At 64.0% G+C, this 15,716-nt stretch carries 16 protein-coding genes; all 16 read left to right on the top strand.

What is annotated here, in order from left to right:
* The first annotated feature begins 34 nt into the window (after nucleotides 1-34).
* The 16 genes from M8Q45_RS22375 to M8Q45_RS22450 all read left to right on the top strand — a co-directional run bounded on the left by M8Q45_RS22375 (nucleotide 35) and on the right by M8Q45_RS22450 (nucleotide 15,603).
* The gene (locus M8Q45_RS22375) at nucleotides 35-769 is read left to right on the top strand and encodes a glycosyltransferase family 2 protein (protein WP_249876431.1); all 735 of its coding nucleotides are present in this window, start codon (nucleotides 35-37) and stop codon (nucleotides 767-769) included.
* Entirely contained in the window at nucleotides 766-1,704 is a 939-nt protein-coding gene (locus M8Q45_RS22380) for a lysophospholipid acyltransferase family protein (protein ID WP_198797421.1), read from the top strand. Before M8Q45_RS22375 ends, M8Q45_RS22380 begins: the two co-directional genes overlap by 4 nt.
* Nucleotides 1,685-3,229 (top strand): HAL/PAL/TAL family ammonia-lyase, encoded by a 1,545-nt coding sequence (locus tag M8Q45_RS22385; protein WP_030140956.1) that lies wholly within the window; start codon nucleotides 1,685-1,687, stop codon nucleotides 3,227-3,229. Before M8Q45_RS22380 ends, M8Q45_RS22385 begins: the two co-directional genes overlap by 20 nt.
* Nucleotides 3,222-3,647 carry an acyl-CoA thioesterase gene (locus M8Q45_RS22390; RefSeq protein ID WP_030140957.1) on the top strand — a complete coding sequence of 142 codons (426 nt, stop codon included), beginning with the start codon at nucleotides 3,222-3,224 and terminating at the stop codon, nucleotides 3,645-3,647. Before M8Q45_RS22385 ends, M8Q45_RS22390 begins: the two co-directional genes overlap by 8 nt.
* Nucleotides 3,644-4,237 (top strand): outer membrane lipoprotein carrier protein LolA, encoded by a 594-nt coding sequence (locus M8Q45_RS22395; RefSeq protein WP_249876432.1) that lies wholly within the window; start codon nucleotides 3,644-3,646, stop codon nucleotides 4,235-4,237. Before M8Q45_RS22390 ends, M8Q45_RS22395 begins: the two co-directional genes overlap by 4 nt.
* Entirely contained in the window at nucleotides 4,221-6,560 is a 2,340-nt protein-coding gene (locus M8Q45_RS22400) for an MMPL family transporter (protein ID WP_249876433.1), read from the top strand. Before M8Q45_RS22395 ends, M8Q45_RS22400 begins: the two co-directional genes overlap by 17 nt.
* A complete protein-coding gene (locus M8Q45_RS22405) occupies nucleotides 6,557-7,714 on the top strand; it encodes a cation:proton antiporter (RefSeq protein WP_249876434.1) in 1,158 nt (385 codons plus the stop codon). The genes M8Q45_RS22400 and M8Q45_RS22405 overlap by 4 nt, the downstream gene beginning before the upstream one ends.
* The gene (locus M8Q45_RS22410; protein ID WP_249876435.1) at nucleotides 7,701-8,960 is read left to right on the top strand and encodes an NAD(P)/FAD-dependent oxidoreductase; all 1,260 of its coding nucleotides are present in this window, start codon (nucleotides 7,701-7,703) and stop codon (nucleotides 8,958-8,960) included. The genes M8Q45_RS22405 and M8Q45_RS22410 overlap by 14 nt, the downstream gene beginning before the upstream one ends.
* Complete coding sequence (locus tag M8Q45_RS22415) at nucleotides 8,957-9,685, top strand: class I SAM-dependent methyltransferase (RefSeq protein WP_249876436.1); 729 nt, start codon at nucleotides 8,957-8,959, stop codon at nucleotides 9,683-9,685. The genes M8Q45_RS22410 and M8Q45_RS22415 overlap by 4 nt, the downstream gene beginning before the upstream one ends.
* Nucleotides 9,682-10,164: a DUF3261 domain-containing protein gene (locus M8Q45_RS22420; RefSeq protein WP_249876437.1), complete on the top strand. Its 483-nt coding sequence runs from the start codon at nucleotides 9,682-9,684 to the stop codon at nucleotides 10,162-10,164. The genes M8Q45_RS22415 and M8Q45_RS22420 overlap by 4 nt, the downstream gene beginning before the upstream one ends.
* On the top strand, nucleotides 10,161-11,357 hold the full coding sequence (locus M8Q45_RS22425) for a beta-ketoacyl-[acyl-carrier-protein] synthase family protein (protein WP_249876438.1): 1,197 nt from the start codon (nucleotides 10,161-10,163) through the stop codon (nucleotides 11,355-11,357). The genes M8Q45_RS22420 and M8Q45_RS22425 overlap by 4 nt, the downstream gene beginning before the upstream one ends.
* On the top strand, nucleotides 11,354-11,821 hold the full coding sequence (locus tag M8Q45_RS22430) for a hotdog family protein (RefSeq protein WP_030140965.1): 468 nt from the start codon (nucleotides 11,354-11,356) through the stop codon (nucleotides 11,819-11,821). The genes M8Q45_RS22425 and M8Q45_RS22430 overlap by 4 nt, the downstream gene beginning before the upstream one ends.
* Nucleotides 11,818-12,546 (top strand): 3-oxoacyl-ACP reductase FabG, encoded by a 729-nt coding sequence (fabG, locus tag M8Q45_RS22435; protein ID WP_030140966.1) that lies wholly within the window; start codon nucleotides 11,818-11,820, stop codon nucleotides 12,544-12,546. Before M8Q45_RS22430 ends, fabG begins: the two co-directional genes overlap by 4 nt.
* Nucleotides 12,546-13,772 carry a beta-ketoacyl-ACP synthase gene (locus M8Q45_RS22440; RefSeq protein ID WP_249876439.1) on the top strand — a complete coding sequence of 409 codons (1,227 nt, stop codon included), beginning with the start codon at nucleotides 12,546-12,548 and terminating at the stop codon, nucleotides 13,770-13,772. The genes fabG and M8Q45_RS22440 overlap by 1 nt, the downstream gene beginning before the upstream one ends.
* A 32-nt stretch (nucleotides 13,773-13,804) precedes the next feature.
* Nucleotides 13,805-14,251, top strand: coding sequence for a hypothetical protein (locus M8Q45_RS22445; RefSeq protein ID WP_030140968.1), 447 nt, complete (start codon nucleotides 13,805-13,807; stop codon nucleotides 14,249-14,251).
* A 380-nt stretch (nucleotides 14,252-14,631) separates the two neighbouring features.
* Complete coding sequence (locus tag M8Q45_RS22450; protein ID WP_249873132.1) at nucleotides 14,632-15,603, top strand: IS110 family RNA-guided transposase; 972 nt, start codon at nucleotides 14,632-14,634, stop codon at nucleotides 15,601-15,603.
* Nucleotides 15,604-15,716: the final 113 nt, after the last annotated feature.

Consider the following 15,716-nt stretch of genomic DNA (forward strand, 5'->3'; position numbering starts at 1 on the left):
CACAGAGAACACCTTCGCCACAAGGGCAGAGCCCATGCATAACCCCTGCGCCGTCATCCCGGTCTACAACCACGAAACCGCCATCGCGACGGTGGTCCAGACGCTGCTCGGCAATGGCTTGCCCTGCGTGCTGGTGGACGACGCCAGCAGCCCGGCCTGCGCGGCGGTGCTTGAACAGTTGGCGGAAAACGAACGGGTTCACCTGGTCCGGCTGGCGGTCAACCAGGGCAAGGGCGGGGCAGTGATGACCGGGCTGCGGGAAGCTTCGCGCCTGGGTTTCAGCCATGCCTTGCAGGTGGACGCCGACGGGCAACACGACCTGGGCGACGTGCGCACCTTCATCGAACAATCCCGAGCCCACCCGGACGCGCTGATCTGCGGCTACCCGCTGTACGACGCCAGCGTGCCGAAAGGCCGCCTGTACGCACGCTACCTGACCCACGTCATGGTCTGGATCAACAGCCTGTCCCTGCAGATCCGCGACTCGATGTGCGGTTTCCGGGTCTATCCCCTGGCGCCCACCCTGGCACTGATCGACTCGGCAAACATCGGCAAGCGCATGGATTTCGATTCCGACATCCTCGTTCGCCTGGCCTGGCGCAACCAGCCGATGCACTGGCTGCACACTCGCGTGCATTACCCATTGGACGGCGTTTCGCACTTTCGCCTGTTCCACGACAACGTGCTGATCTCTCGCATGCACACCCGGCTGTTCTTCGGCATGCTGGTGCGCTTGCCAATGATTCTCTGGCAACGGTGGCGCCGATGAGCACAGACAAACAGCACTGGGCGGACCGCCAGGAACGCGGCAGTTTCTGGCTGATGAAACTCACGGCGGTTGCTGCCAAGGTGTTGGGCCGTCGGCTGTTGACCCCGGTCTTGTACGGCATCGTCCTGTACTTCTTTGTGTTCGGTCGCAGCGCCCGGCACGCAGCCTGGCAATACCAGCAGCGCCTCGCCGACTGGAGCGGCCGCCCCGAACTGCGCCCGTCCCACCGGCGCGTCTTCGGCCAGTTCATGGCTTTTGCCGATTCCCTGCTGGACAAGCTTGACGTCTGGAATGGCAAGCTGAGCATCGAGCAGATCGAAATCGTCGACACGGCCTTGCTGCGCAATCACCTGCGCGACGCACGCGGGCAGATGCTGGTGGGCGCGCACCTGGGCAACCTGGAAATGTGCCGGGCCCTGGCCGAACTGGGCGAAAAGGTCACCATGAACGTGCTGGTGCACACCAAGCACGCCGAGCAGTTCAATCGCCTGTTGGGCGAGGCCGGCGCCACGCATTTGCGGCTGATCCAGGTCAGCGAGCTGGACCCGGTGATCATGCTGCAACTGAGCGAACGCCTGGAGCGCGGCGAGTGGCTGGCGATCGCTGGCGACCGCGTACCGCTGCACGGCGGGCGCAGCGTGACCGTGGACTTCATGGGCTACCCCGCCGCGTTCCCGCAAGGCCCCTGGCTGCTGGCCGGGCTGCTGAAATGCCCGGTCAATCTGCTGATGTGTCTCAAGCACGAGGGACGTTATCGCGTCACCCTCGAACCCTTCGCCGATGCCGTGGCGTGGAAGCGCAACGACCGCGAGCAAGTGATCGCCCACTGGGCCGCCCGCTACGCCGAGCGCCTGGCGCAGTATTGCCTCCAGGGCCCGCAACAGTGGTTCAACTTTTACCCTTTCTGGAAGACCGATGACGATGCCCACTCTTGAGCCGGTAACCTTCGGCGAACGCCCCCTGCGCATTGAAGATGTGTTGGCCCTGGCCAACCGCCAGGCGCCGACGCAGTTGCAGGATGACCCGGCATTCCGCCAGCGCATCGCCAAGGGTGCGCAATTCCTCGATTCCCTGCTGGACAAGGAAGGCGTCATCTACGGCGTGACCACCGGCTACGGTGATTCCTGCGTGGTGGCCGTGCCGTTGCACCACGTCGAAGCCCTGCCCCGTCACCTGTACACCTTCCACGGCTGCGGCCTCGGCAAACTGCTCGACGCCCAGGCGACCCGGGCCGTGCTGGCGGCGCGTTTGCAGTCGCTGTGCCACGGCGTATCGGGGGTGCGAGTGGAGCTGTTGGAGCGGCTCCAGGCCTTTCTCGAACACGACATCCTGCCGTTGATTCCGGAAGAAGGCTCGGTGGGCGCCAGCGGCGATCTGACGCCGCTGTCCTACGTCGCCGCCACGTTGTCTGGCGAACGGGAAGTCATGTTCCGTGGCGAACGCCGCCTGGCCGCCGATGTGCATCGCGAACTGGGCTGGACGCCGCTGGTGCTGCGGCCCAAGGAAGCCTTGGCGTTGATGAACGGCACCGCCGTGATGACCGGCCTCGCCTGCCTGGCCTTCGCCCGCGCCGACTATCTGCTGCAACTGGCGACCCGCATCACCGCGCTGAACGTCGTCGCCCTGCAAGGCAACCCGGAGCACTTCGACGAACGCCTGTTCGCCGCCAAGCCACACCCGGGGCAGATGCAAGTCGCCGCGTGGCTGCGCAAGGACCTGGCGATCGACGCGCCGACCGCACCGCTGCACCGCCTGCAGGATCGCTATTCCCTGCGCTGCGCCCCCCATGTGCTCGGGGTCTTGGCTGACAGCCTGGGCTGGCTGCGGGGCTTCATCGAAACCGAACTCAACAGCGCCAACGACAACCCGATCATCGACGCCGAAGCCGAGCGGGTGCTCCATGGCGGGCACTTCTACGGCGGGCACATCGCCTTCGCCATGGACAGCCTGAAGAACCTGGTGGCCAACGTCGCCGATCTGCTGGACCGCCAGCTCGCCCTGCTGGTAGACGAGCGCTACAACCATGGCCTGCCGAGCAACCTGTCCGGCGCCAGCGCCGAGCGGGCGATGCTCAATCATGGCTTCAAGGCCGTGCAGATCGGCACCAGCGCCTGGACCGCCGAAGCCCTGAAAAACACCATGCCGGCCAGCGTGTTCTCGCGCTCCACCGAGTGCCATAACCAGGACAAGGTGAGCATGGGCACCATCGCCGCCCGGGACGCCATCCGCGTGCTGGAACTGACCGAGCAAGTCGCCGCCGCCACCTTGCTGGCCGCCAACCAGGGCGTGTGGCTGCGCAGCCGCGCCGAAGACGCGCGACCGCTGCCGCCGGCTCTCGCCGCCATGCACCAACAACTGGCCGAGGACTTCCCGCCGGTCATCGAAGACCGCGCCCTGGAAGGCGAACTGCGCCTGTGCCTGCAACGCATCGCCGAACAACATTGGAGGCTGCATGCGTAGCCAAGGCGTTCTGCACGTCGACACCCAGATCGTGGTGCCGTTTTTCGACGTCGATTCGATGAACGTGGTCTGGCATGGCCACTACGTCAAATACCTCGAAGTGGCGCGCTGCGCCTTGCTCGACCTGATCGGCCACAACTACAACGACATGCTCGAATCGGGGCATGCGTGGCCGGTGATCGACTTGCAGTTGCGCTACGTACGCGGTGCCGTGTTCGGCCAGACCCTGACCGTGCGCGCCAGTCTGGTGGAGTGGGAGAACCGGTTGAAGATCAACTACCTGATCAGTGACGCCGCAACCGGCGAACGCTTCACCCGCGCCAGTTCGGTACAAGTGGCCGTGGACATGGCCACTCGCGAGATGCTGCTGGCCTCGCCACGGGTGTTTGTCGAAGCCGTCGAGAGGAAACTGTCATGAAGCGCCTGCTCATCTGGCTGCTGCTGTGCAGCCTGTCGCCGCTGGCCCAGGCGTTCGATCTTCAACAGTTGAGCGACCAGCTGGCCCGCCCGGACGTGATCCACGGCCAGTTCATCCAGGAAAAACACCTGCGCGCCCTGCCCCAGCCCCTCACCAGCAAGGGCCGCTTCGTGCTGGCGAAAAACCACGGCCTGCTGTGGTTGCTGCAGACACCGTTGCAACAGGATTACCGCATCACCGCCCAGGGCATCGCGCGACGGGACGGCAATGCCTGGCAGATGCTGCCGAACAAGAGTGCCGGCGCCGAGCAGAACCGGTTGTTCCTGGCGGTACTGCAGGGTGACAGCAGCGGCCTGCAGCGCGACTTCGAACTGAGCCTGTCGGGCGAGGCGCAACAGTGGAAACTCACGCTGACCCCGCGCTCGGTACTGCTCAAGCAGGTCTTCAACCAGATCAACATTGACGGTGGCGAGTTGGTCCAGCGTATTGAACTGCTGGAAACCCAGGGCGACAGCACCGTGCTGCGCATGCAGGACACCACCCACACGCAACCCTTGAGCGAAGCGGAGCAACATGACTTTGCCGAGTGAACGCAGGCTGCCGCGGCTGTTCCTGATCCTGCTGCTGGCGGTGCTGGCGCTTGCCGGATGGCAATGGCGCAACGGTGCGCCGCTGTCGGCGAACCTGATGGAACTGGTGCCAGGCACATCGCCGGATGCGCTGGAACTCACCGCTGAACAACGCATGCAAGAACCGCTCAATCGCGAGCTGTTGGTGCTGGTTGGCCACGCCGACCGCCAGCAAGCCATCGCCCTGGCGCAAACCCTCGGCGAGCAATGGCGAGCCAGCGGCCTGTTCGACAAGGTCCAATGGACGCTCCAGGCCGACCTGCCGGCGCTGCGCAAGCAACTGCTCGATGGCCGGCTGGCCATGCTGTCGGCAACGGACCGGCAACAATTGATCGATCATCCCGAGGCCTTTATCCAGCAGCGGGTACAAGCGCTGTTCGACCCGTTCAGCGGCTTCAGCCTGGTCCCGAGCCAGGACGACTGGCTCGGCCTGACCGGGCGTATCCAGAACAGCCAGCCCCAACGCGGCGCCATCGAGCTGGACGTGGGCAGCGGTGCGCTGGTCGCCGAAGCCGACGGCAAGCACTGGGTCATGCTGCGGGCGCGTACCCAGGGCAATGCGTTCGACATGAATCTGCCGTTGCAAGTGGCCGAACAGGTGCAACGCAGCCGCGAGCACGCGAGCCAGGCCCAGAGCCAACTCTTGGCGGCCAGCGGCTTGCTCTACGCCGCCAGCGGACAGCAACAAGCGTCGCGGGAAATCACCTGGGTCGGCGGCGGCGCGACGGTCGGTATCCTGTTGCTGTTGTTGCTGGCCTTCCGACGCTTTGCCGTGTGGCTGGCGTTCGTGCCGGTGCTGGTGGGCATGTTGTTCGGCGCGGTGGCCTGCGTGGCGCTGTTCGGACGCATGCACGTCATGACCCTGGTGTTGGGTTCGAGCCTGATCGGCGTCGCCGTGGACTATCCGCTGCACTACCTGTCCAAGAGCTGGAGCCTCAAGCCGTGGCGGAGCTGGCCGGCCCTGCGCGTGACCTTGCCGGGGCTGAGCCTGAGCCTCGCGACCACGTGCATCGGTTACCTGGCATTGGCCTGGACGCCGTTCCCGGCCCTGACCCAGATCGCGATTTTCTCCGCCGCCGGGCTGCTGGGCGCCTACCTGACGGCGGTCTGCCTGTTGCCGGCGCTGCTGGGCAAGACAGACCTGCGTCCCGCCCAGTGGCCGCTGCAGTTCTGCGAAAACCTGCTCAAGTGCCGCGAAGCGCTACTGGCCCGCGTGCGCACACCCGTCCTGCTGGCGCTGTTGTTGATCTTCTGCGCGGGCGGTCTCTGGCACCTGACCACGAAAAACGACATCCGCCAGTGGATCGGCACGCCCCAGCACCTGACCGACGAAGCCCGCGATGTCGCCCGCATCACCGGTTTCCAGCCCACCAGCCAGTTCTTCCTGATTCGCGCCGATGACCAAGCGCAACTCTTGGAGCGCCAGACCGCCCTCAATGAGCGGCTCGACCAGCTGATCGGCCTGGAAAAACTCCAGGGCTACCTGTCCCTCAATCAATTGGTCAGCCCGCCTGCCGAACAACAAAAGGTCCGCGAAGCGCTAGGCCGGTTGCCGGCGTTCTGGCAACCGTTGCTGGACGTCGGCGTGCCCGTCGCCGCGTTGCAAGCGGAGGTGAAGCAATTGCAGGCCCTGCCAGTGACCGACATCGACGCCGCGCTGACCGGCCCGCTGGCCGAACCCTATCGCACGCTCTGGCTCGGCCCGACGGCACAGGGCGTGGCGGCGGTGGTCAGCCTGCAGGGCTTGAACGATGCCGCATTGCTACGGGTGCAGGCGGTGGACTTGCCGGGCGTGCAATTGGTCGACCGCCTGGGCGACCTGAACCGGGTGTTTGCCGCCACGCAGGTCAGCGCCGCCGAACTGAAACTGGCCTCTTGCGTGTTGATCGTCCTGGTGCTGGTCTGGCCATTCGGCGTCGGCGGCGCCTTGCGCATCGTTGCCCTGCCGCTGCTGGCTGCACTGTGCAGCCTGGCGAGCCTGGGCTGGCTGGGCCAGCCGCTGACGCTGTTCAGCCTGTTCGGCCTGTTACTGGTGACGGCCATCGGTGTCGATTACGCCATCCTGATGCGTGAACAGATTGGCGGAGCCGCCGTGAGCCTGCTGGGCACGCTGCTGGCGGCGATCACCACCTGGCTGTCGTTCGGGCTGCTGGCGCTGTCGAGCACGCCGGCGGTGAGCAATTTCGGCCTGGCGGTGAGCCTCGGATTGGCGTTCAGCTTCATGCTCGCGCCTTGGGCCGGACGGCAGGTCCATGCGGACCGCGCCGCGGAGCCGGTGCAATGATGACGCTGCTGTTCTGGCTCATGGCCCTGGCGCTGTTTGCGGTGGCGACGGTGGCCGGGCGCCGCTTCGGACTGATCCCGATTGTCAGCCAATTGCTGCTGGCAACGTTCGGCCTGCCGTTGCTGATGTATTTCTGGATCGAGCCGGGCTGGCACCTCAACGGCGCGCAACTGGTCTCGCCCCTGTGGTTGAAGAATCTCTACAGCCTCGCCTTCGCCCTGTTGCTGGGGCACATCCTCAGCGATGTGATCGACCTGCGCCTGGACCGCCAAAGCGTCAAGATCGCCTTGCCAAGCTTTGGCGTACCCTTCGCCTGCGGCTTGGCCACCGCGACCTGGCTGCTGCCACCCCAGCCATGGATCAGCTCGCTGGCGGTGGGGCTGTTGTTTTCGATCACGGCGATACCGGTGCTGTACCTGTATTTGCGCCACATCGCCTACCCACCCGACGCCACTCGCCGATTGGTACAGACTGCGATCCTGATCGACCTGATCTGCTGGAGCCTGTTCGCCCTCGCCCAGGGCAGCCTGCACCTGGGCAGCCTGTTGCTGCCGCTGGCTGGCGCTTGCGTGCCGTTGCTGCTGCGACTGGCGGGCCTGCGCCAACCGTTGCTGCACAGCGGTCTGTTCTTTGCGCTGCTGGTGGTGGCCGAGCATTACCGGCTCAATGCGCTCATCGCCGGCATCGGCTACCTGCTGTGCATGGCCGCGCTCAAGGTGCCGCTGGTATTGCCCCTCGGCGCCGAGTGGATGCAAAGGTTGCAAACCTACCTGGCCATCCCGTTGATCCTGACGTTCGGTATCGTGCAGATCAACGTGCACAGCGCCATGGACAGCCTCGGCTGGGTCCAGCTCGTGGCGTTGCTGCTGTTGCCGATTGCCAGCAAACTGTTGGGCAACTGGCTGGGGCTGGGTTGGGCCGGCGCCTCGTTCGCCGGCGCCAGTCGCTGGCGAGAAAGTGTCTTGCTGAATATTCGCGGCTTGAGTGAAATCGTCTTCCTCAACCTGCTGCTGCAACAGAACCTCATCAGCCCGGCACTGTATTTCGCCCTGATGCTGATGGGGTTGATCGCCACATTACTGCCGGCCGTGGCCGGTTTTCACCGTATACCCTCGATTGCCGTCTCGGCCAGGAGCCCCCGTGTCAACAGTTGAAATGGAACGTCGACAGGTTGTCGTCATCGGAGCGGGGCCTTCCGGCGCCATCGCCGCCGCGCTGCTCAAGCGCAAGGGCCACGATGTGCTGGTCATCGAGCGCCAGTATTTCCCGCGGTTCTCCATCGGCGAAAGCCTGTTGTCCCATTGCCTGGACTTCGTCGAAGAAGCCGGCATGCTCGACGCGGTCAACGCTGCCGGGTTCCAACGCAAGAACGGCGCCGCGTTCGCCTGGGGCGAGCGCTACAGCGCCTTCGATTTCGGCGACACCTTCAGCGAAGGCAAGCCCACCACATTCCAGGTCCAGCGCGCCGATTTCGACAAGTTGCTCGCCGACCAGGCGGCCCTGCAAGGTGTGGAAATCCGCTACGGCCAGGCCATCGCCAACGTTGACTTCTCCCTCGCCAAGCCGCAATTGGGCGTGCAACGCGAAGACGGCAGCGAGTACCGGGTCGAGGCGGATTTCGTCCTCGACGCCAGCGGTTATGGCCGAGTCTTGCCGCGCCTGCTGGACCTTGAGGCACCGTCGAATTTCCCGGTGCGCCAGGCGGTGTTCACCCACCTCGAGGATCGCATCGACAGCCCGACCTTCGATCGCGAAAAAATCCTCATCACCACCCATCCGACGAAGCGCGACGTATGGTTCTGGACCATCCCCTTCAGCGGCGGGCGCTGCTCGGTGGGCGTGGTCGCGGCGGCGGAGCATTTCGAGGGCCGCACCGATGACCTCGACGCCTGCCTGCGCGGCTTCATCGACGAAACCCCAAGCCTGGCCGGTGTGCTGGACAATGCCGTGTGGGACACCCCGGCGCGGACCATCGGTGGCTACTCGGCCAACGTCAAGACCCTGCACGGCCCCGGCTTCGCCCTGCTGGGCAACGCTGCGGAATTCCTCGACCCGGTGTTCTCCTCCGGCGTGACCATCGCCATGCGCTCGGCAAGCATGGCCGCCGACGTGCTGCATCGTCAGTTGCAAGGCGAGCAGGTGGATTGGCAAAGCGAGTTCGCCGCCCCCCTCAAGCGCGGTGTCGACACGTTCCGCTGCTACGTCGAGGGCTGGTACGCCGGCACCTTCCAGGACGTGATCTTCTACACCGAAGGCTCCGACGATATCCGCCGCATGATCAGTTCGATCCTCGCCGGCTACGCCTGGGACCAACGCAACCCGTTCGTCAGCGAACCCAAGCGGCGCCTGCGCATGCTTTCGGAAATTTGCGCGAGTCCGGCGCCGAGCCAGCAAACATGAGCTACCTGAGCGACAGCTACGTCGAGGAAACCCGCTTCGGTTTCTGGTTCCTGCGCAGCCACACCTGGCAGCACCATGTGCTGCGCGTGGCGATCAACGACCTGCGCGGCCTGTTCAGCGCTGCGCCGCCATCCAATCCAGTGTTGCTGGACGCTGGTTGCGGCCAGGGCAAGTCGTTCCAGTACCTGCGCCAGGCATTCGCGCCGCAACGCCTGATTGGCGTGGACGCCGATCCCCACAGCCTGGACCTGAGCGCCGAGGAAGCGGCTCGCCAGGGTATGGCGGTCGAGCTGATCGGCAGCGACTGCGCGACCTTGGCGGTGCCCGACGCCAGCGTAGACCTGCTGTTCTGCCACCAGACTTTTCATCACCTTGTGGAACAGGAAAAAGCCCTCGCAGAGTTCTATCGCGTGCTCAAGCCCGGCGGCTACCTGATGTTCGCCGAATCCACCGAGGCCTACATCGACACCTGGGTGATCCGCTGGCTGTTCCGTCATCCGATGCACGTGCAGAAAAGCGCCGCGCAGTACCTGGCGATGATCCGCACCCAAGGATTCCAATTCGAGGACCGCAACGTCTCCTACCCGTACCTGTGGTGGAGCCGCGCCAAGGACTTCGGCCTGCTGGAGCGCTGGGGCCTGCGTCGGCCCAAGCCGTTTGGCGAGCGCGAGGAAACCCTGGTCAATGTAGTAGCGCGCAAACCGCTCGAAGGGGTCGCAGGATGATCCGCTGCCTGCTGATCGGCTGCCTGCTGTTGCTCAGCGCCTGCGCCAGCCACGCGCCGCTGCCCGAACGCACGCCGACCCTGGTGCTGCCACTGCAATTGCACATCGAGCGGCAGCTGGCCGGCCAGCGCCAGGATTGGCTGTTGGTGATCCAGCGTGAAAACACCGGCATCCGCTGGTCGATGATGGACCCGCTGGGCATTCCCGTCGCGCGCCAGCGCCTGGTCGATGGCCAATGGCAGGCCGACGGCCTGCTGCCACCCAATGCCGAAGCGCGGGAATTGTTCGCTGCGCTGTTGTTCGCCCTCACCCCGGAAACAGAGCTGGCCGGCAACTACCCCATCGCCCGGCAACACGGCGTCGAGCGAGCGCTCGAGAGCCGCTGGCAGGTGCGTTACCAGCAACCGCTGGAGTTTGAACTGCGCCTGCCCCAAGGCCCGCATTACCGCATCACGCCGTTGACCGAGGGTGCCCAATGACTGCTTATCTGAATGCCCTCGGGGTGATCTGCGCCCTGGGCCGGGACAAACAGAACGTCGCGCGCAACCTGTTCGCCGGCGACTGCTCGGGCCTGCGCAGCGAGGCCGGCTGGGTCGCCGAACGGGCATTGCCGGTGGCTTCGGTCACGGGTGAACTCGCCCAGATCCCGGAAACCCTGGCGGCCCAACGCAGCCGCAACAATCAACTGTTGCTGGAAGCTGGATTGCAGATTCGTCCCGAGATTGACCGGGCCATCCAGGCTTACGGCCGCGCGCGCATCGGCATCGTCCTGGGCACCAGCACCTCGGGCATCGACGAGGCCAGCCAGGGCATCGCCCATTACCTGCGCGAGCAGCAGTTCCCCGAAGGCTACGATTACCAGCAGCAGGAGCTCAGCGCGCCGGCCAATTTCCTCTCCGACTGGCTTGGCTTGAGCGGCCCCTCCTACGTGATCTCCACCGCTTGCACCTCCAGCGCGCGGGCCTTGATGAGCGCCCGTCGCCTGCTGGACCTGGGGTTGTGCGACGCCGTGCTGTGCGGCGGCGTAGACAGTTTGTGCAAGCTGACCCTCAATGGCTTCTCCGCCCTGGAAGCTGTGTCGAACGAGCGCTGCAATCCGTTTTCGGTGAACCGCAGCGGCATCAACATCGGCGAGGCGGCGGTGCTGTTTCTCATGGGCAAGACGCCAGGCGACGGTCATTCGATCGCCCTGCTCGGTGACGGCGCCAGCTCCGACGCGCACCACATTTCCGCGCCGGAACCCAGCGGTCGCGGCGCCCGCCAGGCGATGGAAAAAGCCTTGCGCTGCGCCGGCCTGGACGCCAGCCAGATCGATTACTTGAACCTGCACGGCACGGCCACGCAGCATAACGACGCCATGGAAAGCCATGCGGTGGCCGGACTGTTTCCAGCGGGCGTGCCCTGCTCGTCCACCAAGCCGATGACCGGCCACACCCTCGGCGCGGCAGGCGCGCTGGAAGCGGCTTTCTGCTGGCTGGCCCTGAGCGCGGACAATCCCAGCCATGCGTTGCCACCCCATGTCTGGGACGGCCAGCCCGACCCCGGCCTGCCAGCCCTGAACTGGATCGATAGCCGCGCCCGCCTGAACCCGACCCACCCCCGTCGCCTGATGAGCAACTCGTTTGCCTTCGGCGGCAACAACGTCAGCCTGATTATCGGAGACGCCCAATGATTGACTGGCCGCTCGCCGAACTGCTGCCCCACGCAGGGGATATGATTCTTATCGACCGGATCGTGACCTTCGATGACGAGCAGATCCACACCGTCGCCACGGTCAAGCCAGGCGGTTTGTTCAACCTGGACGACGGCGCACTGCCGGCCTGGGTCGGCATCGAACTGATGGCCCAGAGCGTCGCGGCGTTCGCCGGTTGCCACGCCCGCCAGCGCGGCGATGCCGTGGAGCTGGGCTTCCTGCTCGGGACCCGCAAGTTCGAATGCAACGTCGAACATTTCCCGGTGGGCACCGAACTGGCCATCCACGGCGTTCGCTCCCTGGAAGACGACAACGGCATGGGTGTGTTCGAATGCCACATCCACGCGCCGGGCATCCACGCCACCGCGCGACTGAATGTATTCCGTCCACCCCATGCCGCCCAGTACCTCAATGAAACCTCTGCAACAGGAACCCAGCCATGACTGAATCCGTACTGGTTACCGGCTCCAGCCGTGGCATCGGCCGCGCCATCGCGTTGCGCCTGGCCCAGGCCGGGCACGACATCGTCCTGCACTGCCGCAGCGGTCGCGCCGAGGCCGAAGCGGTCCAGGCAGAAGTCCTGGCCCTGGGCCGTAACGCCCGTGTCCTGCAATTCGACGTCAGCGACCGCGCCGCCTGCAAAGCCGCTCTCGAGGCGGATGTGGAAACCCACGGCGCCTATTACGGCGTGGTGCTCAACGCCGGCCTGACCCGCGACGGCGCCTTCCCGGCCCTGAGCGAAGACGACTGGGACAGCGTACTGCGTACCAACCTCGACGGTTTCTATAACGTGCTGCACCCGGTGATGATGCCGATGATCCGCCGCCGCGCCGCTGGACGAATCGTCTGTATCACGTCAGTGTCCGGCCTGATCGGCAACCGTGGCCAAGTCAACTACAGCGCCTCGAAAGCCGGCCTGATCGGCGCGGCCAAGGCATTGGCCATCGAACTGGGCAAGCGCAAGATCACCGTGAACTGCGTCGCGCCGGGCTTGATCGACACCGCCATGCTCGATGAAAACGTACCCGTGGAAGAATTGATGAAGATGATCCCCGCCCAGCGCATGGGCACTCCGGAAGAAGTCGCCGGCGCGGTCAATTTCCTGATGTCCGCCGAAGCCGGCTACATCACCCGGCAGGTCCTGGCCGTCAACGGAGGCTTGTGCTGATGAAGCGCGTCGTCGTCACCGGCATGGCCGGCATCACCTCCATCGGCAGCGACTGGGCAACCATCGCCGCCAACTTCGCCGCCAACCGTAGCGGCATCCGGCGCATGGATGAGTGGGACCGTTTCACCGAACTGAACACCCGCCTGGCCGGCCCGATCGACGACTTCCAGGTCCCGGCCCACTGGACGCGCAAGCAACTGCGCAGCATGGGCCGGGTCTCGCGCCTGGCCGTGGCCTCGGCGGAACAGGCCCTGGCCGACGCCGGCCTGCTGGACAACCCGGCGATCAAGGACGGACGCATGGGCGTGTCCTGCGGCTCGTCCACCGGCAGCACCGACGAGATCAAGGCCTTCGGCAATATGCTGCTCAACAGCGTGGCCGAAGGGCTGAACGCCAACTCCTACGTGCGAATGATGCCGCACACCACGGCGGCCAACATCAGCATCTTCTTCGGCCTGACCGGACGACTGATCCCCACGTCCAGCGCCTGCACCAGCGGCAGCCATGGCATCGGCTATGCCTACGAGGCCATCAAGTTCGGCCGCCTGCCGCTGATGCTCGCTGGCGGCGCGGAAGAACTGTGCCCGACCGAAGCAATGGTCTTCGATGCGCTCTACGCCACCAGCCTGAAAAACGATGCGCCGCAGACCAGCCCACGTCCTTACGACAAGGGACGCGATGGATTGGTGATCGGCGAAGGCGCCGGCATGCTGGTGCTCGAAGAACTGGAACACGCCCTGGCCCGTGGCGCGCACATCCATGCCGAGATCGTTGGTTTTGGCAGCAACGCCGACGGCCAGCACGCCACCCGCCCCGAATTAAGCACCATGCGCCGCGCCATGGAACTGGCCCTTGAGGATGCCGGCCTCGAGCCATCCGCCATCGGCTACGTCAACGGTCACGGTACGGCCACCGAACAGGGCGACGTCGCCGAGACCCTGGCCACCAGCAGCCTGTTCGGCGAGCACATGCCCATCAGCTCGCAGAAAAGCTTCCTCGGCCACACCCTCGGCGCCTGCGGTGCGCTGGAGTCCTGGTTCAGCATCGAGATGATGAACCGCGACCTCTATGTGCATACTTGCAACCTCGATGAGGTCGACCCTGAGTGCGGCAAACTCGACTATTTGCGCAACGAGTTTCGCGCCATGAGCAATGAATACGTGATGAACAACAACTTTGCCTTCGGCGGGGTCAACACCTCGCTGATCTTCCGTCGCTGGCATTGATTCCCGTAAATCCCCTGGTCAAGGAGACCATGATGCCGTTGAAGAAAATCGCCGTGACCGCCGCCCTGTTGCTCGGCACCCTGCCAAGCCTCAGCCAGGCCCGTGATACCGCGCTGTTCCTGCCGTTCGATAAAGTCGTCGCCGAAGCCATCCGCACCGGCAAGATCGACGGCAGCGTGAAGTTCTACCTGGCCGGCAACAAACCGGCCGGCAACGTCACCGTGGTCAGCCCAGGCGCGGTGACCAACAAGAAAACCAACGCCTTCAACAAGTCCGACGAAGTGGCCTGCGAATGGGTACTGCAATCGGCACTGATCAGCCTGCACCAAGCCGCCAAGAACGCCGGCGCCAATGCCGTCACCAACATCGTCAGCTTCTACAAGAGCAACGAACGCAAGGACCCGACCACCTATGAATGCCACGCCGGGGCGATCATGGCCGGTGTTGCGTTGAAAGGGGATTTGGCGAAGGTGCAATAAAACAGCGTCTGATGCTGCGTAGGCGCGATGTAGGAGCGTGTAGGAGCTGCCGAGTGCAACGAGGCTGCGATCTTTCCCCTGACGCTTGAGTCCCGAGCGAAAGATTAAAAGATCAAAAAATCGCAGCCTCCGGCAGCTCCTTGTATCTCGACTATCGCTCCGTCAGGAGCGATAGTTCTCGACTGATCATCGAGGGAGGGACTTGGAAGCCGCGCAGCTCCTTAGGCTTTTTGCCTGTGATGTAGATCGTGCTCCAGCCCTCCACACTCACTCGTACAGTTCGCACGGTATCTTGGGCCCGCCTCCGGCTAGAGCCCGCATTCGCAAGGTTGGACCGAGTGACGTGATGATCGCAAAAGGGAACAAGTGGAGAAACGATCATGTCTGGTTTCGTTGGCGTCGACGTTGCAAAGAACACTTTTGATATCGCTACACACCTGCCCAACGGCAAGCACAAAACCAAGGCCAAGCTGGCCAACAATCCAAAAGGTTTTAAAGAGTTTGAGGCTTGGCTAGACACAAACGTCGAGCGTTCGGCCCTGATCGTGATGGAAGCCACCAGCGTCTACCACTTGGAGCTCGCCGAGTTCGTTTACAACAAAGGCTTCCGAATCTGCGTCGTGAACCCGGCTACGACCAAAGCGTACGCTGACAGCGAGCTGCGCCGCATCAAGACCGATAAAAGCGATGCCAAACTCATCGCCGACTTCGCCCGGGAAAAGGATCAGAAGCTTCAGCCATGGGCACCTGAGCCACTGAAGTATCGCCAGTTGAAAGCTATGGTGCGCCGCCTGGATGACCTTCAGGAAATGGAACAAATGGAGCTTAATCGTCTGGACGTGTCTGACGAAAAGGTCAAAGACTCGATCAACTCCGTTCTGCGCCATATCGAAAAAGAGATCGTTGAAACACATAAGGCGATCAAAAAGCACATCGATGACGACCCGGATATGCGTCAGATGCGGGATCTGATCGTAACCATCGACGGTATCGGACAAAAAACGCTTGAGCGATTGCTAGCCGAACTGGGCGACTTGCGCAAATACAGCGATCCTCGCCAATTGGTCGCCGCTGCGGGGCTGAATCCCAAGCTGCAAGAATCAGGAAAGCTTAAAGGTCATACCCTAATTTCGAGAATCGGGTCAGCACGGCTTCGTGCAGGCCTTTACATGCCTGGCATGGTGGCGCTGAAACACAATAAGGCGATCATGGCGATGAAAGAACGCCTGGAGGCCAACGGCAAGGCCCCCAAACAAATCATCTGCGCGGCAATGCGCAAACTGCTGCACTTCGTTTACGGAGTGCTCAAGTCAGGACTGCCATATGACCCGAAACTTGCGCTTGCCCGGTGAGACTTAAGACGGTATCTACAGGGCCGATAGCGGTAGGTCTTAGCCGATGATGCTGGCTGTGCTGCCGTCATCGCGAGCAAGCTCGCTCCCACAGGTCAAGTCGATCATCCCCT

The sequence above is a fragment of the Pseudomonas sp. T1.Ur genome (assembly GCF_023516725.1).
Lineage (GTDB): Bacteria > Pseudomonadota > Gammaproteobacteria > Pseudomonadales > Pseudomonadaceae > Aquipseudomonas > Aquipseudomonas alvandae.

Excerpts from the sequence above, each read along its gene's own strand:
- M8Q45_RS22375 (WP_249876431.1), top strand. The coding sequence starts at position 35 with ATGCATAACCCCTGCGCCGTCATCCCGGTCTACAACCACGAAACCGCC.
- M8Q45_RS22380 (WP_198797421.1), top strand. The coding sequence starts at position 766 with ATGAGCACAGACAAACAGCACTGGGCGGACCGCCAGGAACGCGGCAGT.
- M8Q45_RS22385 (WP_030140956.1), top strand. The coding sequence starts at position 1,685 with ATGACGATGCCCACTCTTGAGCCGGTAACCTTCGGCGAACGCCCCCTG.
- M8Q45_RS22390 (WP_030140957.1), top strand. The coding sequence starts at position 3,222 with ATGCGTAGCCAAGGCGTTCTGCACGTCGACACCCAGATCGTGGTGCCG.
- M8Q45_RS22395 (WP_249876432.1), top strand. The coding sequence starts at position 3,644 with ATGAAGCGCCTGCTCATCTGGCTGCTGCTGTGCAGCCTGTCGCCGCTG.
- M8Q45_RS22400 (WP_249876433.1), top strand. The coding sequence starts at position 4,221 with ATGACTTTGCCGAGTGAACGCAGGCTGCCGCGGCTGTTCCTGATCCTG.
- M8Q45_RS22405 (WP_249876434.1), top strand. The coding sequence starts at position 6,557 with ATGATGACGCTGCTGTTCTGGCTCATGGCCCTGGCGCTGTTTGCGGTG.
- M8Q45_RS22415 (WP_249876436.1), top strand. The coding sequence starts at position 8,957 with ATGAGCTACCTGAGCGACAGCTACGTCGAGGAAACCCGCTTCGGTTTC.
- M8Q45_RS22420 (WP_249876437.1), top strand. The coding sequence starts at position 9,682 with ATGATCCGCTGCCTGCTGATCGGCTGCCTGCTGTTGCTCAGCGCCTGC.
- M8Q45_RS22425 (WP_249876438.1), top strand. The coding sequence starts at position 10,161 with ATGACTGCTTATCTGAATGCCCTCGGGGTGATCTGCGCCCTGGGCCGG.
- M8Q45_RS22430 (WP_030140965.1), top strand. The coding sequence starts at position 11,354 with ATGATTGACTGGCCGCTCGCCGAACTGCTGCCCCACGCAGGGGATATG.
- fabG (WP_030140966.1), top strand. The coding sequence starts at position 11,818 with ATGACTGAATCCGTACTGGTTACCGGCTCCAGCCGTGGCATCGGCCGC.
- M8Q45_RS22440 (WP_249876439.1), top strand. The coding sequence starts at position 12,546 with ATGAAGCGCGTCGTCGTCACCGGCATGGCCGGCATCACCTCCATCGGC.
- M8Q45_RS22445 (WP_030140968.1), top strand. The coding sequence starts at position 13,805 with ATGCCGTTGAAGAAAATCGCCGTGACCGCCGCCCTGTTGCTCGGCACC.
- M8Q45_RS22450 (WP_249873132.1), top strand. The coding sequence starts at position 14,632 with ATGTCTGGTTTCGTTGGCGTCGACGTTGCAAAGAACACTTTTGATATC.